This is a genomic window from Campylobacter sp. JMF_04 NA10 (assembly GCF_027737655.1).
Taxonomy (GTDB): domain Bacteria; phylum Campylobacterota; class Campylobacteria; order Campylobacterales; family Campylobacteraceae; genus Campylobacter_B.
In genome coordinates this window covers 23,965-45,866 of record NZ_JAOVTZ010000003.1, presented here as the reverse complement: position 1 = coordinate 45,866, position 21,902 = coordinate 23,965, and the positions used below count along the sequence as shown (strand labels likewise).

Here is a 21,902-nt window from a genome sequence, read left to right as displayed (position 1 = left end):
TAAATTTGGCCTTTGGCTAAATTTAGCAATCCTAAATTCCTTCAAATTTTAAAATTCGGAGTATTTATGCAAATACGAAGCGCGAAAACCGCAGATTTGGACGCTATCAAAGCCATAGAGGACATTTCATTTCCGCCAAATCAAAGGGTTAGCAAAGAGGCTTTTGGCGAGTTTTTGGTGAAATTCGCTGATGATATTTTCGTAGCCTGCGAAAATAATCAAATCATAGGCGAGATTGTGTCGCTATGCACAAATGAGCGAGATTTCGATGATGATATGTTTTTTGGCACTAAATTTCACGACAAAGACGGCGCGTGGCTAATGGGGCTAAGCCTTGGCGTGGTGCCAGAATTTAGGGGTCGTGAGATCGGCTCTGCGCTGATAGGCACCCTACAAAGACACGCCCTAGCGCGCGCAAAAAGCGGAATCGTGCTAACCTGCGAAGAGCGTTTGGTGAAATTTTACGAAAAATTTGGCTTTGTAGATGAGGGAATTTGCAAATCAAAATTCGGCGATAAAAGCTGGTATCAAATGCGCTGGGAGAGTAAAAAGGGTTAAATTTGGGTAGAAATTTTAGATAGGGAGAACATAAAATTTAGTTAAATTTAACCCTTAAATTCGCGCTAAATCGCGCGTTTTTTGCTTTTTATTAGCGCAATAATGCCAAAAAGTCCAAAAATAATGCCAATCACGCTAAGTAGCCCTTGATATTTCGCAAAGGCTAGCTCATCGTATTTGCTAACGCCGAAATTCTCATCAATATCCACGCTAAATTCGCTTCTGTGCTCGCCGTGATCACTCTGCGCACTTATTTCGACGCGGTATTTCCCGGGCGCAGGTGGCAAAAAGGCTAGTTTGCCGTTTTCGTCCGTCTGTGCGATTTGCATAGCAAGCGCACTTTCCCCTTGGTAAATGCGAACTTTGGCGTTTTTGGCTGGGATAGAAGTGGCAAAATTTGCATTGATTATCACAGCCTCGCCACGCGTGATATTGTAGCTAATACCATGCGCAAACGCCAAAATAGCGCAAAACAAAACGCTGATTAAAACTCTCATTTTCGCTCAAATGTGATTGAGGTTTGGATTAAGAGTTTGTTGGCATTTGGGTCTGAATACTCGCTCCTAGCGCTTTTGGCAGCGATTACATTTAGCCCTTTTTCGACAGGGATTAGCGCGATACCAAATTCGTTTGTGCTAAATTCCCAATCCTCATGCACGCCGACTTCAAATTTGGTTTTTGGCGATGGTTTGCCGTTTTTGAGCACCAAAACAGGGAGTTTGTCGCCGTCTTTTAGCGAAAAAGGATTTGCCAAAGCAACGATTTCGAAATCAAGGCCTATCGGGCTTAGCATTGCTTCGTTCCACGAAAAGTAAGTTTTGCCGATTTTTAGGCTTCTTGAATTTGCAAAAACTGCGCCTTTAACGCTCTTTAATCCGCCTTTGACGAAGCTTCCGCCCTCATCGGTTTCTATCCAATACCCAGCGTCGTAAATTCCGCTCATTACAGCTGGTTTGCTTGCTGTTAGCACGACAGGTGCGGCGTTCGCATCGTCAAATTTATAATCAATTCCTGTTTTGATAGGTTTTAGATTTTCATCGTAGCCGTTAGCTGCGATCAACTGCTCGCTTTCGTATTTTTCATACTCGCCATGAGCCCAAAATTTGACCTCGTATCTGTTCGTGTCGATGTTTTGGATAACGATTTGGTGGGCATTTGCACACATACAAAATGCAACGAAAAGAAGTGCTTTTTTAAACATAAAATTCTCCTTGAATATTATTAAAAATGGATTAGTATTATAGCGACTAAATTTTAATATTAATTGAATTTTGGTGTTACTAATATAAATTTTTTCTTTCGTTGCAATATATACGAATTTTAAGCCCTTTTATGCTAGACTAGTAGGCTATTTCAAAGAAAAGGATATGTTATGTTTCACGAATACAGAGATTTAATCACTGAACTTAAAGGCAAAAATGCACGCTTTGATGCGTTGTTTGAAAAACACGATGATTTAGATCATCAAATCGCAGCCGCAGTCGAGGGCAGAGTGCATATGAGCGATTTAGAAGTGGATTCTCTAAAAAGAGAGAAACTTCGTGTAAAAGATGAAATCGGTATGTTTTTGGCTAAGATTAAAGCTGAAAAAGAGGGCAAATAAAAAGGTTGCGCACTCCGCGCAACCACAAATTTAATATCAAATTTATAAAATTACAAAAATAATTTATCTTCCAGGCTGTGTAAGCGTTGTAATCCGATATCGATGTATTCCATTAATTTTTCGTTGTTTTTGACCAAATCGTCGTAGTAAGCTTTGGCTTTTTCCTTCGCTACGAAGTCAGGTTCGACATATTTTATGCCTGATTTAAACAAACCCTTTGTTTCGACAAAATATGTGCCCCAGATCTTATCACAATGCTCAATGCTAGATTCTGTAAAGCTCACGATCGAATCATACGCGACATTTCCAAGTAACTCTTGCAATTTATTAGCAGGATTTTTCAAAAACGAGTAAAAATCCTTAAACGGAGCAAATACCTGCTCTAAATTTTGCGCTGAGTCCTGATAAATCCCCTTTTTGACGCGAAACATCATCATTTCTTGCGAATTTACAAATCTCTCAACGGCTTTTATAGTATCCGCTTTATTCACTGGAAATTTCCTTTGGTTGAATTAATTAAATCGCTATTATAACACAAATTTATAAAATTTATGTTAAAATACCAGAACAAAAAGGATAATATATACAAAAATAGGAGGTAAGTATGGAAAGACCTGTTCCCATAGATGAACAAATCGAGCTGGATTTCAGCAAAATCATCATCTCAAAGACGGATCCTCGCGGTATCATTACCTATGTCAATGATTATTTTTTGGAGGTTAGTGGGTATAGCGAGGGCGAGCTCATCGGCAAACCACACTCTATCGTCAGACACCCAGATATGCCAAAAATCGCATTTAAGCTAATGTGGGATAGCATTTCTAAGGGCAGACCATTTACGGCTGCGGTGAAAAATCTAGCCAAAGACGGCAGGTATTACTGGGTCATCGCCAAGCTCGATCAAGTCATCGACCCGCATACCAAAAAGGTCGTCGGACACACGGCTATATCGGAGCATACGGCATTTCGCACGCCAGCACCAGCCGAGATAATCCAGCAAATCGAGCCGATTTACAAAAAACTAGTCGAGATCGAAAATAGCTCCGGCATAAAGGCTAGCTATGAGTATTTGGAGGGGTTTTTGCACGCCAACAATACGACTTATGACGAATTTATCGACGGAATCGTCACCAAAAAAGGCTTTTTAGACAAACTCCAAGCCAAATTTGGCAAAATTTTTGGAAGATAAATTTAGGTGAAATTTAGCGTTTGGCGAAATTTTGTAAATTTAAATTGCCAGACGCTAAATTTGTAAATTTTTAAGGTTTTTATTTTGTAGCATTTCACACGCTTCTTCGTTTAATTTATAAAATTCATCGCGAGAATATAAATTCGAAAAATATTTTTCATACATTTTTTCTACATTGCAAATTTCAGGGCGAGTGTCGTAAATATCGCACTCGTGGTCACGCAGATATTTACAAACTCCATCGCCTCTGTCAAATTCGCTAAGCTGGGGAATATTTGCGATATGCCTGCAACACTCCCCACATTTAGAACAATTAAAGCTCATTTTATCTTTGATTTTCTAGTTCGTAAATTTCGTCAGATTGTTCTAACGCCACTCGTTGTGAATCTTGCGTTAATTCGCCTTTTTCGTTTAAAAGTGGAGTATCAAGCACGGCTTTCATAGCCCTTAATACCGCGCTACTCTGGAAGAGAACTTTACGCTCATTGGTATCAAATTTCTCAGAGTCTGCCTTGCCAGTGCTTGGGTCTTTGTATTTTTGGGCTATGGCAAACAACTCCTCGTTTATCGGCATAGCTAGCGCGCCTAGTCTCACAAGAAGCCTATAAAACATATCCGCCCGTCTTCTTATGCCGTCGCACGCCACACTCGCAGTTTTTAGCTCCTGCGCATATTTTTCGGCTTTTGATAAATTTGCATAGGCTTCATCTTTTAGAGCACTTGCTTTTTCACTAGCTATAAATCCAATCACCGCTAGTGCTGGACCAGCTACCAAACCACCAAGTACAGCAGTTCCACCAGCTACTCCTAAGCCACCAGCTGCCAAGCTTCCGCCACCAAAAAATGCCAAAGTAGCGTTTGTAGCAGCCGCGCCACTAAGAGTGCTAATCGCCGTTCCCGTGCTAGCACTAGCTAACAAACCAGTAGCTCCATACGCGCCAAAAGCTGTCAAGGCCCCACCCATAGCACCTGCACCAACTCCGCCTAGTATAGATGAAGCAAAACTACTCATCTCTTTTAAACCATCAAATTCGCCTTTATCTATCTTGAATTTGCTTAACTCTTCAAGTCCTACACTATCTTTAACTTTGATTTTTTCAATCGTATCGACTAAATTTTTTATTTCGTTATTTAAGATAAAAAGTTTTTTCTCGCCCAAATTTTCAAGCGCTTTTCCACTTGCTTTTCTATGAGCTTCGATAAGCTTTTTCGCATCTTCGATAGTTTCGTTTGCTATATCATTTACTTTATTGGCATCTTCGTTATCTTCATAAGCGTCATAGCCTTTTTTAACACCATAAGCAGCACTTCCTAATGCTGCTGCTCCTAATAAAATTGGTATAAATGGTAATGGCATATTTTCTCCTTTATTTTAATGTAGATGAGAGTGAAATTATCTCCGATATGCTATTTTCTAACACAGCTTGATTTTTGTTTAACTCGCTTTCAAAAACTTTCATTTTATCGGAACTCATTTTTGAATTTTTCAAAAATTCCTTTTGCTTTACGATCGCACTCATAGCCTCGGCTGTATCTTCTAGCTCCCTAGCAAAAACTTTATCGATTTTGGCAATTTCGCAATAAATATCGACTAAACCTTGCTCGTATTCAGAATAATCTTTATCGATAAAGCCCATATTTATCAGCGTCCAGAGAAACTGCATATTGCTTTTTTTGTAATCTGCATCTATGCTTTTTTTTGCATACTTTTCAAAAATATCTTCATAATATTTATCATCTGATGATAGAAGTTCTTCGAATATCTCCTCAACCTCATCTATTTCATCAGAATTTAAACCGTATTCTTCGGCAATTTCTGAAAAAAGATTAACTTCTTCATCTTTTACACCATCGATATCCATTGCTAATCGCAATAAAACCATTTTTGGAACTTTGTTATCACTCATAGATGTAGCATATAGAGAATTTAATTTTTGCTCCGCATGCGATAATTTTTTCAAAGAATTATTCATTTCTTTGATTATTTCGTCTAAATCTTCCATATTTTTCCTTTCATTTTAGATTTCAATAATTCCGCCTGAATTAATCAGGTCATTAAATTCATCAAAATTTTTAAATTGCACTTCGCCTCCTAATTTTTGTGTAATACGATTAGCATTTTTTATAAAGCCGTCAGTATCGCCTAGCTTATACATATCGTCCATATTTTTTAACGCTACGCTAAATTCGGCTATATGGTCGCTCAAATACTCATTGATATAGCTCCTAAGTTCGCTTTCATAAATTTGCAATAGTTCTATGATTTTTCCACAAATTCGCTCCATATCAGCTCTATATTGTTTAGCTAACTTGGCATGAAATTTCAAATCATCCAACACAGCCAAACAAAGTCTTGCAACACCTATAAAATTCACACGCAAAATATTTGCTTGTTTGTATGCGTCAGCTAAATCTATGGCAGTAAAAGTTACAGATGAAATACTCAGCATTCGTTTAATCGTGCCGTTATTAAACGGCAAAACAACTTGCCAATCTATTTGTTTTAAGTCTTGTAAATTTTTAATTTCTTTCTCACTTATCTCCATAGCAAAACGGCGAATAAAATAAAACGCCCTAACAACACACTCGTTTATGATTACAGGCACTGCTTGACGAGCAAGTTCATAGGTTACGCCAATTTCGCCCCTTAAATCAAACGGTTTTATGCTCTCTTTTATAATTTTTCCATTTTTATCACGCTCGGAAAATAATGTGCCGTTAAATAATTTTGAAATAAACACAGAAAATTCAGAATTTCCGCTTTCATTTTTAAAATTTTGAAAAATAGGCAAAGATGAAATTTCTTTTAAAAGCGACACAATAGGTCCAGGAAGTCCCGTTCCAGCCCCAGCTGTGGCACTAGAACCAGCCATATCGCTAACCATGTGAAAAAACCAATAAACTACTCCAAAAAGAATTTTTTCATATATATCTTTTCCGATAAGCGTAGTATCTTTTAACGGAACTATCATAAAAGCTCCTGTTGTGTCTGTGCCATACACATTGCCAGTAAATTGCGTAAGCAAAGAAAACATTAGCCCGATTGGCGTAGGGTGGTGTGAAAAATCACGCAAATGGTGCCCTAAGCCACCGCCAAATTCAGCCGTAGCTTTATCGGCAACAATAGGAAATTTATCTTCTAAAAATTTTATAGCACCATCTAATTTATCGCCTTTGTATCCTTGCCACTTAGCTACTTTTTGCACAAAGTCATTGACTTTTTCGCTACCCCACTGCTTACCCCTATTAAAATCAAACGCTCCGACCCAAATTATATCAATAGCCCCCGCAATAGCACCACTAGCAAAAGCAACCATATAATCTAAGCTATCAGCATTATTTTTTAACTTACCATAACGCCTAATTATACTATCTGCTTCAAATTGTAAATCGCTTATTTGTTGCTCCAAAAGTCCTAAATTTTGCAATCTTGCAATTTGTTTTTCACCAGCAAATGAATACTCATAAGGAAATAAATTTGTCATTTTTTCTTCTTTATAAAATTTACTTTTTTAAATTCTTACAATTGCTTTCTTCATTTTGTTGCAATTTTTCTAAACTTTCCTGTTGTTTAGATAATTTTTCTACTAATTGTCTCTTTTGCTTTTTCAAATTTTCATCCAATTTATCATCTGGTGTTATTAATAAACGCATCATCATATGCATATACTTTTCATTTAACATATTTTTCCTCCTACTCCTGCTATCGCACCTACGCCTAAACCTAAGAAAAACTTCCACATTTTTCATCCTTTCGTAAAAATTTATGGTATTTTACGAAATGGCTGCGACAGGGTTTGTCGTTTCTTATAAATTTCCGCCATTTTTTAGATAATCTTGCAAAATTTTTTCAAATTTACTTTGCAAACTCGCTGGTTCGATGATTTTGATATATGGCAGATAGAGTTTTGCGAAATTTAAAATTTCATCTTCAAACGCCGCCGTTACGGCGAGTGTGGCGAATTTGTCATTTTGATTTATGATTTCTTGTTTTATAAAAAATTTCTTGTGTTTTAAAAATCCAAGCGCAGTATTATCCACACGCAATCTCGCATTTATGGGACTAGATGAAAACCAGTGGTTTTTGTTTTCTTTGATTTGGGCTAGTTTTTTGATTTCTGGCGAAAAGGTTTGCTCCAAAACATCTAAATTTGAAATTTTCTCAAATGTAAAAGTCTTTAAAACCCCCATTTCATCGCACAGCACATACCACACCCCAAGACGGAAAATAAAGGCATAAGGCTTTGCGGTGCGCTCCTTGCCCGAGTAAGTGAAATTTAAAATATTGTGATTTTTGATAGCATAGCAAATCTCCTCAAAATCCCTTTTGAGCGTGGAATTTGGGGTAAATTTGTCAAATTTGGCGTCGATTTTATAAACGCCGTTTAGTAGGTCTGTGATTTCCTCGCTTCCAAAGCTAGGGAAAATCTCGCTAACGCCTAAATTTCGCGCTAGACTAAGCGAGCAGGTATCTAGAACCCCCCCCCAACGCAGTTTGCGCGGATTTCGCCACCACTCTTTGCGAACTCAAATCCATGATTTTCCAGCGCCTTTATATCGCGTTTGAGCGTATCTGCGCCCACGCCTAGCTCTTTGCTAAGCTCACCAAGAGTGAAGCTTTGCGCGCTAAGTGCCAAGGTGCAAAATTTCGCCATGCGATAAGCGATATTATCACGGGTTTTGCCTGAGTTTTTTGCGTAAATTTCTAAATTTTTTATCATATTGCTTTCTTTTGGGGTTATAATAAAATCGTTATTATAACCCCCCATTAAATTTGGCTAAATTTATAGCGATGCGTAGCGCACCATGAGGCAAGTGTCTAGTTTAGCGAGCTTTTCGAGGACTGATTTTTGCACCTGAGAATCGACTAAGATCACGGCTAGTGCGTTGCCGTCCTCGCCTCTGCCTAGGCGGAAGTCAGCGATATTGATATTCTCATCGGCTAAAATCGTGCTTATGTTTTTGATGACGCCCGGGACATCGGTGTTTTTGAAGATTATCATCTTGCCTTTTGGCTTGAAGTCAGTTTTAAATCCATTGACATTGACTATGCGACCCTCTTTGCCGTCAAAGACCGTGCCCACGACGCTCGAAGTATCCTTGTCAGTGATAATCGTAACGCCAATCTCATTTTTATAGATACTGCCCACGCACTCTTTATACTCGGTTTCGATACCCTTCTCATCGGCTAGGAATTTCGCATTGACATAATTTAGCGAATCGCCCAAGCTATCGTGTAGTGCGCCCACGATAGCGAAAACTAGCATTGAATTTAGGTATTGTGAAATCTCGCCGCTACCCTCGATTTTGATAGATTTTATCGGGCCTTTGTTGATTTGGGCGGCTAGATATGCCATTTTTGATATCAAATCCACATACGCTTCGATTGAAGCTGGTAAATCCTCGGACTTGATAGGCAAATTTAGCGCATTTGGGTAGCTGATACCGCGTGCTGCGCTGATAGCTTGCTCAGCAGCTTCGACTGCGATATTTCTTTGTGATTCCAAAGTATTTGCGCCAAGGTGCGGAGTAGCGGTTAAATTTTCGATATCTAAAAATTCATGCGAAGTGGCTGGTTCTTTGTCGAAAACATCTATGCCTAGATATGCGATTTTGCCTGATTTTAGGTTTTTTACTAGGGCTGCTTCGTTGTATAATCCACCGCGCGCGCAGTTTATGAGGCGCACGCCGTCTTTCATCTTGGCAATTTGTGGCTCGTCAATCATATTGATAGTTTCGCGGTTTTTTGGTGTGTGGATTGTGATGAAATCGCACGCTAAGATATCGTCGAAATTCGTAGTGTATTTCACGCCTAGTTTCGTGGCCTTTTCTGGATCGATGTATGGATCATACGCGATGACACTCATACCAAAGCCAAGTGCGCGCACACCCACGCGAGAGCCGATATTTCCGAAGCCGATAATACCTAGGCTTTTTTTGTATAGCTCGGTGCCATACCATTTTTCTCGTTTCCAAATGCGATTGATTTTCAAATCATTGCACGAATTTACATATTTGCGGGCGGCATTTAGCAGGTGGCACATAGTCATCTCCACAGCGGCGATTGTGTTTGCCGTAGGGACATTCATAAGGATAATTCCGCGCTTAGAGCAGCCGTCGATATCGCAGTTATCCACGCCCACGCCTGCGCGCACGATAGCTTTGAGATTAGTTCCTGAATTTAAGAATTTCTCATCTACCGCAGTCGAGCTTCTAGTAATTGCTACATCTGCATCGCCAAGCATGCCGTAAAGCTCGTCTTTTGGGACATCGGTAGCGTCGATTACATGGATATCTGATTCTTTTGAGAGAAGTTCAAAACCTATATTGTGGATTGCGTCGCAAACTATTACAGTTTTCATAAATTTCTCCTATTTTGTATGTGGAGTTGCAAGGCAAAACTGCCTTGCAAGCGGGGTTATTTTAGTTGATCTTTAATAAGATCTCCCAAAGTCATTTTTTCGTCATCGCTATTTACTTCGTTTAAAAGCTCGCGCTCTTTTTGGTGAGCTAGTCTGCGAACACTTAGGCGAATACGATTTTTCTTTTCGTCGATAAATGCGATTGCAGCTTCGATTTCATCGCCGATTTTGATCTCATCTGCGCTCTTATCGCCCAAATCCTCTTTGCGAAGTAGCGCATCTACGCCACCTTCTAACTCTACGAAGATTCCGAAATCTTTGATATCGCGAATTTTACCTTTTACGACATCGCCTTGTTTGTGAGATTTCGCATAATCGCTAATCGGGCTATCGCCTAGCTCTTTGCGATTTAGTGAAATTTTTTGTGTGTCGTTGTCGATTTTGATAATTTTGACTTCTAGTTCATCGCCGATTTTGAATAAATTTTTGCATTTTTCATTTCTATCCCAAGAAGCGTCTTCATTGTGCAAAAGACCCTCTACTCCGTCGATTCTAACAAATGCGCCGAAATTTGTGATTGTTGTGATTGCACCTTTTACCACATCGCCGACTTTGTATTTTGCCAAAAATTCATCAAATGGTTTTGGAAGCAAGTTTTTAAGGCTTACTCTTAGTCTTCTTTCATCTGGGTTGATTTCTACGACTTCTACATCGATTTCTTCGCCCTCGCTGATGAAGTCTTTTGGATTTTTGATATTTTTATCCCATGAAATTTCGCTAATGTGCAAAAATCCCTCGATATCGTTGCCTAAATCAACAAATGCGCCATAAGGCTCGATATTGCTGATTTTTACGCGGATTGTGTCGCCGACTTCTAGGCTGTCTTTGATCTCGTTCCAAGGATCTGGCATTGCAGCTTTGATTGAAAGAGATAGGTGTTTTTTGTCGCTATCGTATTTGACGACTTTGACTGGGACTTTGTCGCCGTCTTTGTAAAGCGAGCTAGGATTTACAGGGCCTTTATATGAAATTTCGCTGTAATGAACTAGTCCATCTACGCCGCCTACATCGACAAACATACCATAAGTTGTGATTTTTTTAACAGTGCCTTCAATGACACCCTCAGTAGCTACGATTTTTTCGATGATTTCTTTGCTAGCTTTGCGGTCCTCATCAAGCAATTTTTTGCGTGAAACCACGATACTTAGCTCATCTTCATTTACTTTTAGAACTTTTACTTTAAAAGTCTTGCCGATAGCGCCATTTGGGTTTTTAAGCGCACTTTGAGAGCGTGGCATAAAAAACTCAACATCATCTTCGCTAACGCAAACATAACCGCCTTTGTTAAAAGAGACGATTTTGACATCATATACATTTTCTGCATTTTCATCGTAAGAATCAATAAATGCTTTAACTTTTTCTTTTTTTATAGCTTTTCTATATGATACGACCGGGCGACCACCTCTACTTCCGATTATCGCGACTTTAATGTCATCACCTACTTTTACACACAAGTTTCCTTGGGCGTCGCTCACTTCGGATACATCCAAAACTCCTTCTAGCTTTCTACCCACATCTACGAAAATCTCGTTGTCTTTAACAGCGATAACCTTACCTGTGACTACCTCATCGTGTGATTTTTGGTTGTCATACTCTTCTAACAATTTCGCAAAATCTTCATCTGCGTGATTTTGAACTTTCTCGTTCACCTCGGCCATAAAGCTTCCTTTAAATTTATTTACATTTTTAACAAAAATGCTAAAAACTAAATCTTACCTAAATTTTGCTTTTAATCAACTAAATTTTTTTAAATTTTGATATGTTAAATTTGAGATGAAATTTTAAAATTTTGATATTTTTTCGATTTTTTCAACGACTTTTTTGATAATCCAATCAGGCGTGCTAGCCCCTGCTGAAATCCCGCATAAATTTTTGTTTTTAAACCAAATTTGCTCGATTTCGTCTTCGTTTTCGATCAAATAACTATCCTTGCAAAAGCTTTGCGAAATCAAAAAAAGTTGCTTTGTATTTGATGAATTTTTGCCACCCACGATTATCATAATATCGGCTTTTTTGGCAAGTTTGGCGGCTGCTTCTTGGTTTTCTAGCGTTGCGTTGCAAATTGTGTTAAAAATACGCACCTCGCGCGATTTTTGCATTAAATAATCCACGATTTTGACAAAATTTTCGATTTTTTTCGTAGTCTGCGAAACGACAGCAACCTTCGAATTTAGCTTAATCTCGTCCAATTCACTTGGCTCTAAAACCACAAAAACCCTGCCCTTAGCATAGGATTTTACCCCTTTTACCTCTGGGTGGTTGCTATCGCCAAAAATCACGATATCATACCCCTCATCGCTCATTTTTTCGACGATTTGCTGTGGTTTGGTCACAAAGGGGCAGGTCGCGTCGATGAGTTCTTTATTTTGCTCTCTTAGGCGCGTCAAATCCTCTTTTTGGATACCGTGCGTGCGGATTATGAGCTTTTTTTCATCGCTTACTTCGCTAGCATCTTTTAGGGTTTTAACGCCGAAATTTTGCCTTAGACGGTTGATCTCTTCTGCGTTGTGGATTAGCTCGCCTATCGTCGAGGCTTCGCCTGCGTTTTCTGCGATTTTAATCGCTCTTTTGACCCCGAAGCAAAAGCCGTAGCTTTTGGCCATTTCAATCCTCAACGCTAGCTCCAATTTGTTTTAAAATTTCGCTGAAATTTGGAAAAGATGTCGCGATACATTTGGCATCTTCTATCATCATACCGCATTTAAGCCCCAAAATAGCGAAGCTCATCGCAATTCTGTGATCGCCATGAGGCGTGATGATTGCTGGGCTCATTTCTCCACCGCCCATGATTTCAAAGCCATCTTCTAGCTCGCTAGCTTTCACGCCACACGCCTTTAATCCCTCGACCATGACAGCTATGCGGTCGCACTCTTTGACGCGAAGTTCTTTTGCATTTTTTAGAGTGCTTTTGCCCTGCGCGCAGGCAAACGCCACGGCTAAGGCTGGGGCTTCATCTATCATCCACGGGATATTTTCGCTAACATCTACGGCGTGAAGCGGGGCGTAAGAAATTTCGATATCGCCGATTTCTTCGTAAATTTCATCAGTTTTTTTGTAGCTGATTTTCGCGCCCATTTTCTTTAAAATTTCGTAAGCTTCTATGCGAGTTTTATTTAAAAGCATATTTTTTAGCACGATATGCGAGCCCGGGATTATCGAGGCTGCCACAGCGTAATAAAACGCCGAGCTTGGGTCGTTTGGCACGAAAATTTCAAGCGGTTTAAGTGGCGCGCGTAGTGGCTCTACACGCAGTTCAAGGCCGTTTGTGCTGATGTCAGCTCCCATAGCTTTTAACATTTTTTCACTATGATCACGGCTTAGCTCAGGTTCGCTAAATTTGCAACCATTGCTATTAAGGGCGGCTAAAATCATAGCGGTTTTGACCTGAGCAGATGAAATTTTGCTATCAAATTCGAAATATTCAAGCTTATTTCCCTCGATTGCGATCGGAGCTTTGTTCGCATTATCACGGCCGTAAATTTTCGCCCCTACTTTACTTAGCGGATCACCTATTCTGCGCATTGGGCGTTCGTTTAGATATTTATCGCCACTTAGGACGAAAAATCCCTTAACCGAGCTTAAAAGCCCCATAAAAAGGCGAATCGTAGTGCCAGAATTACCACACTCTAATGGCATATTTGGCTCTTTTATCGCGCCTTTTGGCGTGATTTCGATTTCGGCACCCACTCGCTTCACCTCTGCGCCCAGAGCCTCTACGATTTTTAGCGTATTTAGCGTATCCTCGGCTAGCAAAAAATTTGAAATTTTGCTTGTCCTATCCGATAAAAGCGCGAAAATTGCGCTTCTATGAGAAATCGATTTATCCGAGCCGATATTTGAAATTTCGGCATTTAATGGCGATTTTTGAGCGAAAATTCTCATCGTAATTCTAATCCTAAATTTTGATTTAATGCTTGTAAAATTTTATCCATAAAGCCCGCTACTTCGTCATCTTCAAGGGTTTTGTTATCGTCTTGGAAACTAAATTTAATTGTCAAACTCGCGCTATCTTTTAGGCTTTCGTCTCTGTATAAATCAGTCGGCAAAAATTCCTTCAAAGCGTCGATTTTAAGGGAGCTTATAACCTCTTTAATCTTTTCAAATCTAAGCTCATTTGGCACCAAAATACTTAAATCGCGCGAAATACTAGGGAATTTCGAATAAGCATTTGCCATAATTCTTTCAAATTTTAGCTTTTCAAAATCAATCTCGCACAAATAAGTTTTTTCTAAATCCCGACTTTTTTCCACATCGCCATCTACGCGCCCTATAAAGCCCACAATTTCGCCATTTTGTTCGATTAGGGCTTGTTCAAATTCGCTTAAAAAGCCGATTTTTTGCTCTGGAATTTTCACGCTAAATTTACCAATCACGCTTTGAATTAATCCCGCAAAGTATAGAAAATCCACAGCCGCAGGTTTCGCGCCGTTTGCGATAGAGCTTTCGTTTTTTAGTCCGCTTGCAACAAATCCTAGTTTTTGCGATTGCACGCCCTCAGCGTCAAAAACCGTGCCAAGTTCGAAAAGCTTAACGCTTTTTTTCGAATTTTTCAAATTTCTCTCAGCAGAGGCCAAAAGATGATTTATTAGAGTTGGGCGAAGAGCGTCTAACTCGCTATTGATCGGGTTTAAAATCTCTTTTTTGCACGGCGCAAATCCAAGAGAGGCTAAAATTTTGCTATCGTCAAAGACATAATGCACGCACTCGAAAAATCCCAAAGCAGCCGCTTTTTTGCGCACTTTGCGTGAATTTTGCAAATTTATATAAGTTTCGTTTATGCGTGTTTTTTCCTCAAATTTCATCGGTGCTGAGGCGATATTATCAATGCCTACGATTCGCACGATTTCCTCGCAAATATCGTGTGCATTTAGCACATCGTGCCTAAAATGCGGAACTTTGGCGTTGATAAAATCAGCCTCTATGCTGATATCAAATCCTAGTTTTTTTAGAATTTTTACGATTTGATCGCGCGAAATATCTGCGCCAATCATTTTATTAATCTCTTTGTCGCTAAATCTAATCGTTACAGGCTCATACGCGCTCGAAATTCTTTGCGCACCAGCATACGGCAAAATCGAAGGATTTTCGCCCAAAATGCGAAATAAAAGATCCGTGCCCACGCCTAGGCTTGGCTCGCTACCACGAGATGAGCGATAAACCTGCTCGTCGCCTTTTAGGCTTTTGTTTTCGTTTATGGCTTTTGCGATGACAAGGGGTTTGGTGTAGTTTGCCTCGATGATTGCGATTTTTGTGTTATCGCAGGCTTTGAAATTTTCATCTTGGCAAATTCCAGCGATACTTAGCAGTTTTTCACCGCAATACACGCCAAATTCGCCGTTTTGTAGCTGTTTTATATCAAGTGAAATTTTTTCGCTCCCACCAGCGATTTTTTCGAAATCATACGCCCTTAGCAAAACTCCCGTCGCGTGTGTAACATAAGCTAAATAGTTTTGCACAGCGCAAGAGCCTAGCAAATCGGCAATCGCAAGGCGCAAAATGTGTTTGAAGGAAAGGCCGAAATTTTTCTTTGCTTCAAAGGCGCGAAACGAAAATCTCGCGTTGCTTTCAGCGTTTGTATGGACATTTAAAATTCTGCCGATTCCTGGGGCATTTTCAGGGTCTTTGAACTCGACTTTTTCTTTCAACGCTAAATTTAACCCTGCACTTAGATCTCGCGCGATACCTAAAATACTAAGGCAATCGCCCCTATTTGCAGTAAGCTCGATCTCGATTATGTCATCGTTAAAAATTTCATACTCATTTAACGCCTTGCCAGGGATTAGCTCGCCGATACTTTCGTCTAAAATCATAATCCCGTCAAAGGTCTTAGGAAGCCCAAGCTCGGTAGATGAGCAAATCATACCAAAGCTCTCTTCGCCACGAAGTTTGGCTGGTTTGATCTCCAATCCGCCAGGAAGCTTCGCTCCCACGAGTGCTACTGCTACGAACTGCCCTGCATCGACATTTTTGGCTCCGCACACGATTTGGAGCGTTTTTTCGCCGACATCGACTTCGCAGACATTTAAATGGTCTGAATTTTCGTGGCGTCTTTTGCTTTTGACTAGCCCCACGACGACCAAATTTGGGATATTCATGCGAGTGTGCGCATCGACTTCTAAACCAATCGAATTTAGCGTAAGGGCTAAATTTTCTGATGAAACTTCGCTTAAATCAATCCAATCTTGTAACCAATTTTTCGTTATTATCATTTAAATTGCTCCAATAATCTAATATCGCCTTCAAAAAGTGAGCGCAAATCAGGAATTTTATGAAGTAGCATAGCAAATCTCTCGACCCCAAGCCCAAAGGCATATCCGCTCACATCGCTCCATTTTACCGCTTTAAACACATTTGGATCTACCACGCCACTTCCTAGCACTTCTAGCCAGCCAGTTTGTTTGCAGACGCGACAGCCAGATCCGCCACAGAAAATACAGCTAATATCAACCTCTGTGCTAGGCTCGGTAAATGGGAAAAAGCTAGGGCGAAATCGCACCTTTACATCGCCAAACATATAATGCAAAAAATCCTCTAAAATGTATTTTAAATTTGCAAAGCTCACATTTGCGCCCTTTTCGACGACTAAACCCTCTACTTGGTGAAACATCGGCGTATGTGTCAAATCCATATCGCGTCTAAATACTGCACCTGGGGCTATCATACGCACTGGCGGAGTTTTGAATTTCTCCATTGTGCGGATTTGCACGCCGCTAGTGTGTGTGCGCAAAAGCTCGCCTGAATTTAAATAAAATGTATCTTGCATATCGCGCGCTGGGTGGTATTTCGGTAAATTTAGCGCTTCAAAATTGTGAAAATCATCTTCGATTAGCGGACCAGATTCTACGCTGAAATTTTGCGATACAAAATAATCGATTATCTTATCCATAGTTTCCATTACAGGGTGAAGTGCCCCGCTAGCGACATTTTCGTTAAACAGCGTAACATCGATCGCCTCTTTTTTCATCGCCTCTTTTTGCGCGATTGCCTCCAAGGCTGATTTTTTCGCGCCAATTAGCTCGGAAAAAATATCTCGCTTTTGGTTTGCCTCTTTTGCAAATTCCTTTTTTTGCTCGGCAGGGACGGACTTTAACTGAGCGAAAAGCTCGGTGATAACGCCCTTTTTGCCAAATAATTCAAGGCGGATTTTTTCGATTTCATCTAAGCTAGTGGCTGCTTCGATTTTGGCTTTGATTTCTTGCAAAATTTATCCTTTTTGTAAAAAAATGAATTTTGCGATTTTATTTAAAATTTCATAAAAGCAAGGTAAAAATTCATAAATTTGAAATTTTTAGCTATAATCTAGGCTGAATTTTTAATCAAAAAAGGATACATTATGAATATTTTCGAAAGAATTGTAGCAGGCGAAATTCCATGTAACAAAGTCCTAGAAAACGACGATTTTCTGGCATTTCACGACATTAGCCCAAGGGCGCCAATCCACATTTTGGCAATTCCGAAAAAATGCTATGAAAACTTCCAAGTAACCCCGCCAGAGGTTATGGTCGGTCTTAGCAGTTTTATCAAGGAAGTCGCTGTGAAAATGGGGCTAGATAAGACAGGTTACCGCCTAGTGTGCAACTGCGGCGAAAACAGCGGCCAAGAGGTCATGCACCTGCACTTTCATATCCTTGGTGGAACGAAACTTCCATGGGATAACACAAACGGCGCGAATACGCACGATAAATTCTAAATTTACAAATTTCACAAGTCGCCAAATTTGGCGACTTTTCTGCTTTTTTAAATTTTTTAAATTTTTTAAATTTTGCTTTTTGGTAATTTGGGTTAAATTTTAATAGTGAATTTTAAAGTGTAAAATTTAAAAAAGTCGCCGAATTTGGCGACTTTTATCGAGGTTTGCAAAGATTATTTTGCAAGCATTGCATCAAGCATCCAAAGGCGTTTTTCATATCCGCCAAGTTTGTCTTGTGCGAAATTTGATGTTACGATATCGCCTGCTTCGTCTGCGATTTCGGCTAGTTTTTTGAACTCTTTTAGCAAATATTCATAGGCTTTTTTCACATTTTTTAGCACCTCTTCTGCGCTATAATCGTCTTTTAGATCGATTGGAGCAGAGGCTAGTTTGATTAGCTCTTCGGCTTTGATTACTGGTTTGCCACCGATTTGCAAGGCTCTTTCAGCTGCGTCATCGAAAAGCACGCCAAACTCATCGTAAGCCTCCTCTGTGTAAGAGTGGATTGGCGCGAATTGTAGGCCTTTGATATTCCAGTGATATGCGTGAAATGCGACAAATAGTGCGTGTGCATCTGCTTGGATTTGGTTTAGTTGTTTTGTTACTTTTGACATTTTCATGTCTCCTTTCTTAATTTAAATTCGGCGGTATTATAAACGATAAATTTAAATAAAAAGTATCTAATTAATAAATTTTATTATTTAGAACTCTCAAATTTACAAAATTTACATATAATTAAGACTTTATAACAAAATTTAAAGAGCGAAAATGGTAAAAGTTTTTTTGATCGAAGATGACGCAGAATTTGCTGGATTGATAGCCGAATTTTTAGGTTCGCGGGGCATTAGCGTGGAGGCGTGCGAGGATCCGTTTTTAGCGATTAGCACGGATTTGGCGCAGTTTGATTTGGTTTTATTGGACCTGGGGCTTCCTGGTATGGACGGGCTGGAAGTTTGCAAAGAAATCCGCAAAAAAAGCAAAATCCCGGTTATCGTTTCGAGCGCGCGCGCCTCGACCGTCGATAAGGTAAGCGCTCTGCAAATCGGGGCTGATGATTATCTGCCCAAACCATACGACCCAGACGAGCTATACGCGCGCATAATCTCGCTTTTGCGCAGAGCAAATGATTTCAAAGAAGAGAGCGAAAATTTAGCGTTTAGCGTGGATAAAAATCTAGGCGATGTGCTGTTTAACGGCGTAAATTTGGGACTTACGCTGGCTGAGTTTGAAGTGCTTGGCGAGCTAGTTCGCAACTTCCCAGCCGCTGTCAGCAAGGAGCAAATTTTGCGCGCCTCGCCCTCGATTGTATCGGCAAATGAGAAAAATTTGGAGATGATAATCAGCAAAATTCGAGCCAAAATCAAACCTCACAGCGAGGCAAATCACATAATCTCGCTTCGTGGCAGAGGGTATCGCCTTGCCAAATAACGAGCAAAATTCGGCGCAAAATTCAGCGCAGGGAAATTCTCAAAAATCGGCGCAAACAGATACGCAAAAGGGCGCAAAAATTCCGGCGCAGTATTCAGCACAACCTAGTCTGCAAAACAGCGCGCAAAAGTCCATTTTCAGGCGCATTTTGATACTTTTTTTGGTAGCGTTTTTGGGGATAGTTTTTTTGTGGTTTGGCGTGCATAGCTGGAAGGATTATCGCTACAAAGAGACTTTGCGCCTAAATTTACGGCTAAATTTGCAAAGTTTCCAAGAAGAGCTTTTAAACGCTAGCTTGCCAAGCGATGAAATTTTGGCGCAAAATGGCTTTGTTTTAGCCGAAAATTTCGGCACCAAAAATGCCAAAATCATCGAGAGCTTCGGCGATAAAAACAGCGGTTATCAGATCGTAAAATCAGGGCGCGAGGAGCTGTTTTTCATATACACACCGATTAATTATATGGTTTTGCGCGCCTTGGATAATGACCGAGATTTCGCGGTTTTCGACATTTTTTTCTGCGTTTTGCTAGGTATTTTGGCGCTACTTTTTTTCTTTTTAAATAAGGCTTTGGCGCCACTAAATTTGCTTTATTCAAATTTGCTAAATTTAAAAAACGGCGAGTTTAAAATTTTGGAAATCAAAAGCGATTATAAAGAAATTTCTCGTATCCAAAACGCCTATAATAGCGCGATTTTGCGCATAAAACAGCTTCTTGGCACCAGAGAAATGTTTAACAAAATCTTCATGCACGAGATGAAAACGCCCCTTGCCAAGGGCGCATTTTACCTAAAAAACGCTCCCAGCCCGCAAAATCAGGGCAATTTAGCTAGGCTTTTTGCGCAGATAAACGAGCAGTTAGAAAATTTCAGGCTTCTTGAAAGTCTGGTTAGCTCCGAGGCGGTAGAGTGCGAGCAAATGGGCTTTGGCGAGGTTTTTGAGCGCACACGCGAAAAGCTAAATTTGCGCGAAAATGATAAAATTTGCATTGATTTAGCGCGCGATTTTAAAATTTATGGAAGCACCGAGCTGTGGGAGATTTGTCTGAAAAATTTAATCGAAAATGCGCTGAATTACTCGCCAAATCACGAGATTAAAATTTACGCCACGCATGGCGCGATAGTTTTTGAAAACAGCGGCGAGCCCCTAGCTAAGGACATTTCTAGCGCGAACGGCGAACTGGAACTAAACTGGAAATTGGATAAAAGCGTGCGCCATAAAAGTTCGAGCGGGTATGGATTTGGGCTATTTATCATACAAAAAACAGCGATTTTAAACGGCTACGAAATCGCCTATTCGCACGAAAATAGCGTGAATTTTATAAAATTTATAAAAAAAGCGGAGTAGAATTTGCGTAAATTTGTTAAAAAATTTTTTAAATTTATCGCTATATTGATGGTGATATATTTTTTACCGATAGTTTTGTTATTTTTTAGAGAACCTTTTATTATAAAAGCGATGAAAGATGATTTGATAAATTATGAGTTGTATTATTTAAAAACCCATTATAACGCTAGACTTAAAGCACTAGATAAAAGCGATGATGAGATAGAAAAACTAACAAAAGAGTATGATAAAATTTTGGAAAAACAAAGAACTAAATTTTATAAAATTTGTGAAAAGGAAGTTAGTTATACGCTTTCGCATTTTGATTCTGTATATTTTTATGTTACTTGTAAATTTGATGATGAGACTAAAAAGTTATATTCGGATTTGCAAAAAGTTATTAAAATCAATGATGAATATCGTTTAATTACTAAAAATAAAGCCCACATAATGTTTTCAAATATGCCTGCAATGTATTCTTATGAAGTGCAACAAAAACATTTAAATCACGATGAAGAAATATCATATATGGAAGTTGATAAAGATATGCTTTCGGAAGCTACCGAATTGCTTGATTATTTTGAAGCAAATGAAATGGATAAAAAAATATTTGTTTATGATGAAAAGCAAGAAATTTACTTTAAAATCAAATAAAGGAAACGAATTGCAAACTGCGAATTTAAAATTTTAGTAGTTAGGTGTCGGCTCGCAATGACAGCAAATTTAGCGCAAGGAATTTTATGCTCGTAGATTGCCACGAAACGGCTTGCGCCGTTTCTCGCAATGACAATAGCGAGCATATCGGCGCAGTATTTCAAAACTCCAAATTTATCGTAAATTTCTGCCAAAGTTAGCTTTGGTTAGCAAAGCGTGGGTTTTGGGGTTAGTTTGCGCGCGTATAATCACGCCAACTTTAAAGTAAAGGAGAAAAAATGAAAAAGTTAATTCTATCATTAGCGTGCGCGGTTTTGGCAACTGGGGCTTTCGCACAAGATCCGCAAGGCGGACAAACTCCGCTTCCATGCGCAAACGCAGAGCATAAATGCGCTCCAAATTTAATGCCAAAAATGGGCGGATTTAAGGGCGGTTTCCACGATAGCGCAATGCCGTGCGCTGGCGATATGAAAAACTGCCAGGCAAAAGGGGCAAAATTTGGCCAAGGTATGAAAAAATTCCACAAAATGGGGCACAATGACCGCTACACAGGCGCGATTATGCGCGAGCTTCCACGCCTTGATTTAAGCGACGAGCAATGGGCGAAGGTGCGCAGAATAATGTTTGAAGCAAACGAAGCGCGAATCGCCAAAAAATCAGAGCCACGCGAGAATTTGCTAGAAGATATCGCTAATTTTGACAAAGCAAAATTTATCGAAAATAATAGCAAAAAATTTACCGAGCAAATCAGCGCCGAGGCTGGTGTCATCGAGGCTTTACTTGGTGTGCTAAACGCAGAGCAAAAGTCAAATTTGGCTAAAAATTTAAAAGAGCGCAAGGAAAAAAGAGAGGCGCAAAAAGAGCTTAAAAAAGATAAAAAATAAGCCTTCCTAAAATAATTTCATACTCCCCTAACCCTGCGAATTTCGCGGGGTTTTTTAAATTTATCACTAAATTTAGCACCAAATTTTCAAAACTGCGCAAATTTCAAAATTTAACTCGCACAAAAATATTTCGCTTCGTATTTTAAGTAA

At 39.6% G+C, this 21,902-nt stretch carries 26 protein-coding genes; 8 read left to right on the top strand and 18 right to left on the bottom strand.

Annotated elements, in window-relative coordinates; genetic code table 11:
* Nucleotides 1-66: 66 nt before the first annotated feature.
* The gene (locus OFO12_RS05100; RefSeq protein ID WP_270869719.1) at nt 67-558 is read left to right on the top strand and encodes a GNAT family N-acetyltransferase; all 492 of its coding nucleotides are present in this window, start codon (nt 67-69) and stop codon (nt 556-558) included.
* 65 nt (nt 559-623) lie between these two features.
* Here OFO12_RS05100 and OFO12_RS05095 read toward each other — a convergent pair whose 3' ends face one another.
* Together OFO12_RS05095 and OFO12_RS05090 are read right to left on the bottom strand one after the other, a co-directional pair.
* On the bottom strand, nt 624-1,055 hold the full coding sequence (locus OFO12_RS05095) for a carboxypeptidase-like regulatory domain-containing protein (protein ID WP_270869718.1): 432 nt from the start codon (nt 1,053-1,055) through the stop codon (nt 624-626).
* On the bottom strand, nt 1,052-1,759 hold the full coding sequence (locus tag OFO12_RS05090; protein WP_270869717.1) for a DUF4198 domain-containing protein: 708 nt from the start codon (nt 1,757-1,759) through the stop codon (nt 1,052-1,054). Before OFO12_RS05090 ends, OFO12_RS05095 begins: the two co-directional genes overlap by 4 nt.
* Nucleotides 1,760-1,930: 171 nt before the next feature.
* On the opposite strand from OFO12_RS05090, the gene OFO12_RS05085 reads away from it, so the two are divergent.
* Nucleotides 1,931-2,161, top strand: coding sequence for a YdcH family protein (locus OFO12_RS05085; RefSeq protein WP_270858312.1), 231 nt, complete (start codon nt 1,931-1,933; stop codon nt 2,159-2,161).
* A 50-nt stretch (nt 2,162-2,211) separates the two neighbouring features.
* Here OFO12_RS05085 and OFO12_RS05080 read toward each other — a convergent pair whose 3' ends face one another.
* Nucleotides 2,212-2,652, bottom strand: coding sequence for a hypothetical protein (locus OFO12_RS05080; protein WP_270858311.1), 441 nt, complete (start codon nt 2,650-2,652; stop codon nt 2,212-2,214).
* Nucleotides 2,653-2,765: 113 nt separating this feature from the next.
* Here OFO12_RS05080 and OFO12_RS05075 point away from each other — a divergent pair, with 113 nt between their 5' ends.
* A complete protein-coding gene (locus OFO12_RS05075) occupies nt 2,766-3,350 on the top strand; it encodes a PAS domain-containing protein (protein ID WP_270862277.1) in 585 nt (194 codons plus the stop codon).
* A 54-nt stretch (nt 3,351-3,404) separates the two neighbouring features.
* Here OFO12_RS05075 and OFO12_RS05070 read toward each other — a convergent pair whose 3' ends face one another.
* From OFO12_RS05070 to pheS, 13 genes are all read right to left on the bottom strand, one after another.
* Entirely contained in the window at nt 3,405-3,674 is a 270-nt protein-coding gene (locus OFO12_RS05070) for a YkgJ family cysteine cluster protein (RefSeq protein WP_270869716.1), read from the bottom strand.
* Between the two features lies 1 nt (nt 3,675).
* Nucleotides 3,676-4,707, bottom strand: a complete 1,032-nt coding sequence (locus tag OFO12_RS05065; protein ID WP_270869715.1) for a hypothetical protein — start codon at nt 4,705-4,707, stop codon at nt 3,676-3,678.
* 10 nt (nt 4,708-4,717) lie between these two features.
* A complete protein-coding gene (locus tag OFO12_RS05060) occupies nt 4,718-5,353 on the bottom strand; it encodes a hypothetical protein (RefSeq protein ID WP_270865923.1) in 636 nt (211 codons plus the stop codon).
* Nucleotides 5,354-5,368: 15 nt separating this feature from the next.
* Complete coding sequence (locus OFO12_RS05055; RefSeq protein ID WP_270869714.1) at nt 5,369-6,835, bottom strand: hypothetical protein; 1,467 nt, start codon at nt 6,833-6,835, stop codon at nt 5,369-5,371.
* A 19-nt stretch (nt 6,836-6,854) separates the two neighbouring features.
* Complete coding sequence (locus tag OFO12_RS05050; protein ID WP_270862272.1) at nt 6,855-7,034, bottom strand: hypothetical protein; 180 nt, start codon at nt 7,032-7,034, stop codon at nt 6,855-6,857.
* 123 nt (nt 7,035-7,157) lie between these two features.
* A complete protein-coding gene (locus tag OFO12_RS05045) occupies nt 7,158-7,661 on the bottom strand; it encodes a WYL domain-containing protein (protein WP_270869832.1) in 504 nt (167 codons plus the stop codon).
* 161 nt (nt 7,662-7,822) lie between these two features.
* Nucleotides 7,823-8,119 (bottom strand): HTH domain-containing protein, encoded by a 297-nt coding sequence (locus OFO12_RS05040; protein ID WP_270869713.1) that lies wholly within the window; start codon nt 8,117-8,119, stop codon nt 7,823-7,825.
* 15 nt (nt 8,120-8,134) lie between these two features.
* Nucleotides 8,135-9,712 (bottom strand): phosphoglycerate dehydrogenase, encoded by a 1,578-nt coding sequence (gene serA, locus OFO12_RS05035; protein ID WP_270869712.1) that lies wholly within the window; start codon nt 9,710-9,712, stop codon nt 8,135-8,137.
* A 56-nt stretch (nt 9,713-9,768) separates the two neighbouring features.
* Nucleotides 9,769-11,430 carry a 30S ribosomal protein S1 gene (locus OFO12_RS05030; protein ID WP_270858329.1) on the bottom strand — a complete coding sequence of 554 codons (1,662 nt, stop codon included), beginning with the start codon at nt 11,428-11,430 and terminating at the stop codon, nt 9,769-9,771.
* A gap of 123 nt (nt 11,431-11,553) precedes the next feature.
* Complete coding sequence (locus OFO12_RS05025; RefSeq protein ID WP_270869711.1) at nt 11,554-12,387, bottom strand: 4-hydroxy-3-methylbut-2-enyl diphosphate reductase; 834 nt, start codon at nt 12,385-12,387, stop codon at nt 11,554-11,556.
* On the bottom strand, nt 12,377-13,654 hold the full coding sequence (aroA, locus tag OFO12_RS05020; RefSeq protein ID WP_270869710.1) for a 3-phosphoshikimate 1-carboxyvinyltransferase: 1,278 nt from the start codon (nt 13,652-13,654) through the stop codon (nt 12,377-12,379). The genes OFO12_RS05025 and aroA overlap by 11 nt, the downstream gene beginning before the upstream one ends.
* Entirely contained in the window at nt 13,651-15,981 is a 2,331-nt protein-coding gene (gene pheT, locus OFO12_RS05015; RefSeq protein WP_270869709.1) for a phenylalanine--tRNA ligase subunit beta, read from the bottom strand. The genes aroA and pheT overlap by 4 nt, the downstream gene beginning before the upstream one ends.
* The gene (pheS, locus tag OFO12_RS05010) at nt 15,978-16,973 is read right to left on the bottom strand and encodes a phenylalanine--tRNA ligase subunit alpha (RefSeq protein WP_270868429.1); all 996 of its coding nucleotides are present in this window, start codon (nt 16,971-16,973) and stop codon (nt 15,978-15,980) included. Before pheS ends, pheT begins: the two co-directional genes overlap by 4 nt.
* A gap of 132 nt (nt 16,974-17,105) precedes the next feature.
* Here pheS and OFO12_RS05005 point away from each other — a divergent pair, with 132 nt between their 5' ends.
* On the top strand, nt 17,106-17,462 hold the full coding sequence (locus tag OFO12_RS05005) for a histidine triad nucleotide-binding protein (RefSeq protein ID WP_270869708.1): 357 nt from the start codon (nt 17,106-17,108) through the stop codon (nt 17,460-17,462).
* A gap of 173 nt (nt 17,463-17,635) precedes the next feature.
* On the opposite strand, the gene OFO12_RS05000 is transcribed toward OFO12_RS05005, so the two are convergent.
* Nucleotides 17,636-18,076 (bottom strand): Dps family protein, encoded by a 441-nt coding sequence (locus tag OFO12_RS05000; protein ID WP_270858336.1) that lies wholly within the window; start codon nt 18,074-18,076, stop codon nt 17,636-17,638.
* 154 nt (nt 18,077-18,230) lie between these two features.
* On the opposite strand from OFO12_RS05000, the gene OFO12_RS04995 reads away from it, so the two are divergent.
* From OFO12_RS04995 to OFO12_RS04985, 3 genes are all read left to right on the top strand, one after another.
* A complete protein-coding gene (locus tag OFO12_RS04995) occupies nt 18,231-18,890 on the top strand; it encodes a response regulator transcription factor (RefSeq protein ID WP_270862263.1) in 660 nt (219 codons plus the stop codon).
* Nucleotides 18,862-20,235: a hypothetical protein gene (locus OFO12_RS04990; protein WP_270869707.1), complete on the top strand. Its 1,374-nt coding sequence runs from the start codon at nt 18,862-18,864 to the stop codon at nt 20,233-20,235. The genes OFO12_RS04995 and OFO12_RS04990 overlap by 29 nt, the downstream gene beginning before the upstream one ends.
* Nucleotides 20,236-20,346: 111 nt before the next feature.
* Nucleotides 20,347-20,868 (top strand): hypothetical protein, encoded by a 522-nt coding sequence (locus OFO12_RS04985; RefSeq protein WP_270869706.1) that lies wholly within the window; start codon nt 20,347-20,349, stop codon nt 20,866-20,868.
* On the opposite strand, the gene OFO12_RS04980 is transcribed toward OFO12_RS04985, so the two are convergent.
* Nucleotides 20,850-21,062, bottom strand: a complete 213-nt coding sequence (locus OFO12_RS04980) for a hypothetical protein (RefSeq protein WP_270868431.1) — start codon at nt 21,060-21,062, stop codon at nt 20,850-20,852. The genes OFO12_RS04985 and OFO12_RS04980 overlap by 19 nt on opposite strands.
* 84 nt (nt 21,063-21,146) lie before the next feature.
* Between OFO12_RS04980 and OFO12_RS04975 the strand changes: the two genes are divergently transcribed.
* Nucleotides 21,147-21,752 (top strand): hypothetical protein, encoded by a 606-nt coding sequence (locus tag OFO12_RS04975; protein WP_270869705.1) that lies wholly within the window; start codon nt 21,147-21,149, stop codon nt 21,750-21,752.
* Nucleotides 21,753-21,902 lie beyond the last annotated feature (150 nt).

Bases quoted from the DNA above. Each gene is read 5' to 3' on its own strand.
- OFO12_RS05100 (WP_270869719.1), top strand. From the start codon at position 67: ATGCAAATACGAAGCGCGAAAACCGCAGATTTGGACGCTATCAAAGCC.
- OFO12_RS05095 (WP_270869718.1), bottom strand. From the start codon at position 1,055: ATGAGAGTTTTAATCAGCGTTTTGTTTTGCGCTATTTTGGCGTTTGCG.
- OFO12_RS05090 (WP_270869717.1), bottom strand. From the start codon at position 1,759: ATGTTTAAAAAAGCACTTCTTTTCGTTGCATTTTGTATGTGTGCAAAT.
- OFO12_RS05085 (WP_270858312.1), top strand. From the start codon at position 1,931: ATGTTTCACGAATACAGAGATTTAATCACTGAACTTAAAGGCAAAAAT.
- OFO12_RS05075 (WP_270862277.1), top strand. From the start codon at position 2,766: ATGGAAAGACCTGTTCCCATAGATGAACAAATCGAGCTGGATTTCAGC.
- OFO12_RS05070 (WP_270869716.1), bottom strand. From the start codon at position 3,674: ATGAGCTTTAATTGTTCTAAATGTGGGGAGTGTTGCAGGCATATCGCA.
- OFO12_RS05065 (WP_270869715.1), bottom strand. From the start codon at position 4,707: ATGCCATTACCATTTATACCAATTTTATTAGGAGCAGCAGCATTAGGA.
- OFO12_RS05060 (WP_270865923.1), bottom strand. From the start codon at position 5,353: ATGGAAGATTTAGACGAAATAATCAAAGAAATGAATAATTCTTTGAAA.
- OFO12_RS05055 (WP_270869714.1), bottom strand. From the start codon at position 6,835: ATGACAAATTTATTTCCTTATGAGTATTCATTTGCTGGTGAAAAACAA.
- OFO12_RS05050 (WP_270862272.1), bottom strand. From the start codon at position 7,034: ATGTTAAATGAAAAGTATATGCATATGATGATGCGTTTATTAATAACA.
- OFO12_RS05040 (WP_270869713.1), bottom strand. From the start codon at position 8,119: ATGGGGGGTTATAATAACGATTTTATTATAACCCCAAAAGAAAGCAAT.
- serA (WP_270869712.1), bottom strand. From the start codon at position 9,712: ATGAAAACTGTAATAGTTTGCGACGCAATCCACAATATAGGTTTTGAA.
- OFO12_RS05030 (WP_270858329.1), bottom strand. From the start codon at position 11,430: ATGGCCGAGGTGAACGAGAAAGTTCAAAATCACGCAGATGAAGATTTT.
- aroA (WP_270869710.1), bottom strand. From the start codon at position 13,654: ATGAGAATTTTCGCTCAAAAATCGCCATTAAATGCCGAAATTTCAAAT.
- pheT (WP_270869709.1), bottom strand. From the start codon at position 15,981: ATGATAATAACGAAAAATTGGTTACAAGATTGGATTGATTTAAGCGAA.
- OFO12_RS05005 (WP_270869708.1), top strand. From the start codon at position 17,106: ATGAATATTTTCGAAAGAATTGTAGCAGGCGAAATTCCATGTAACAAA.
- OFO12_RS05000 (WP_270858336.1), bottom strand. From the start codon at position 18,076: ATGTCAAAAGTAACAAAACAACTAAACCAAATCCAAGCAGATGCACAC.
- OFO12_RS04995 (WP_270862263.1), top strand. From the start codon at position 18,231: ATGGTAAAAGTTTTTTTGATCGAAGATGACGCAGAATTTGCTGGATTG.
- OFO12_RS04985 (WP_270869706.1), top strand. From the start codon at position 20,347: ATGAAAGATGATTTGATAAATTATGAGTTGTATTATTTAAAAACCCAT.
- OFO12_RS04975 (WP_270869705.1), top strand. From the start codon at position 21,147: ATGAAAAAGTTAATTCTATCATTAGCGTGCGCGGTTTTGGCAACTGGG.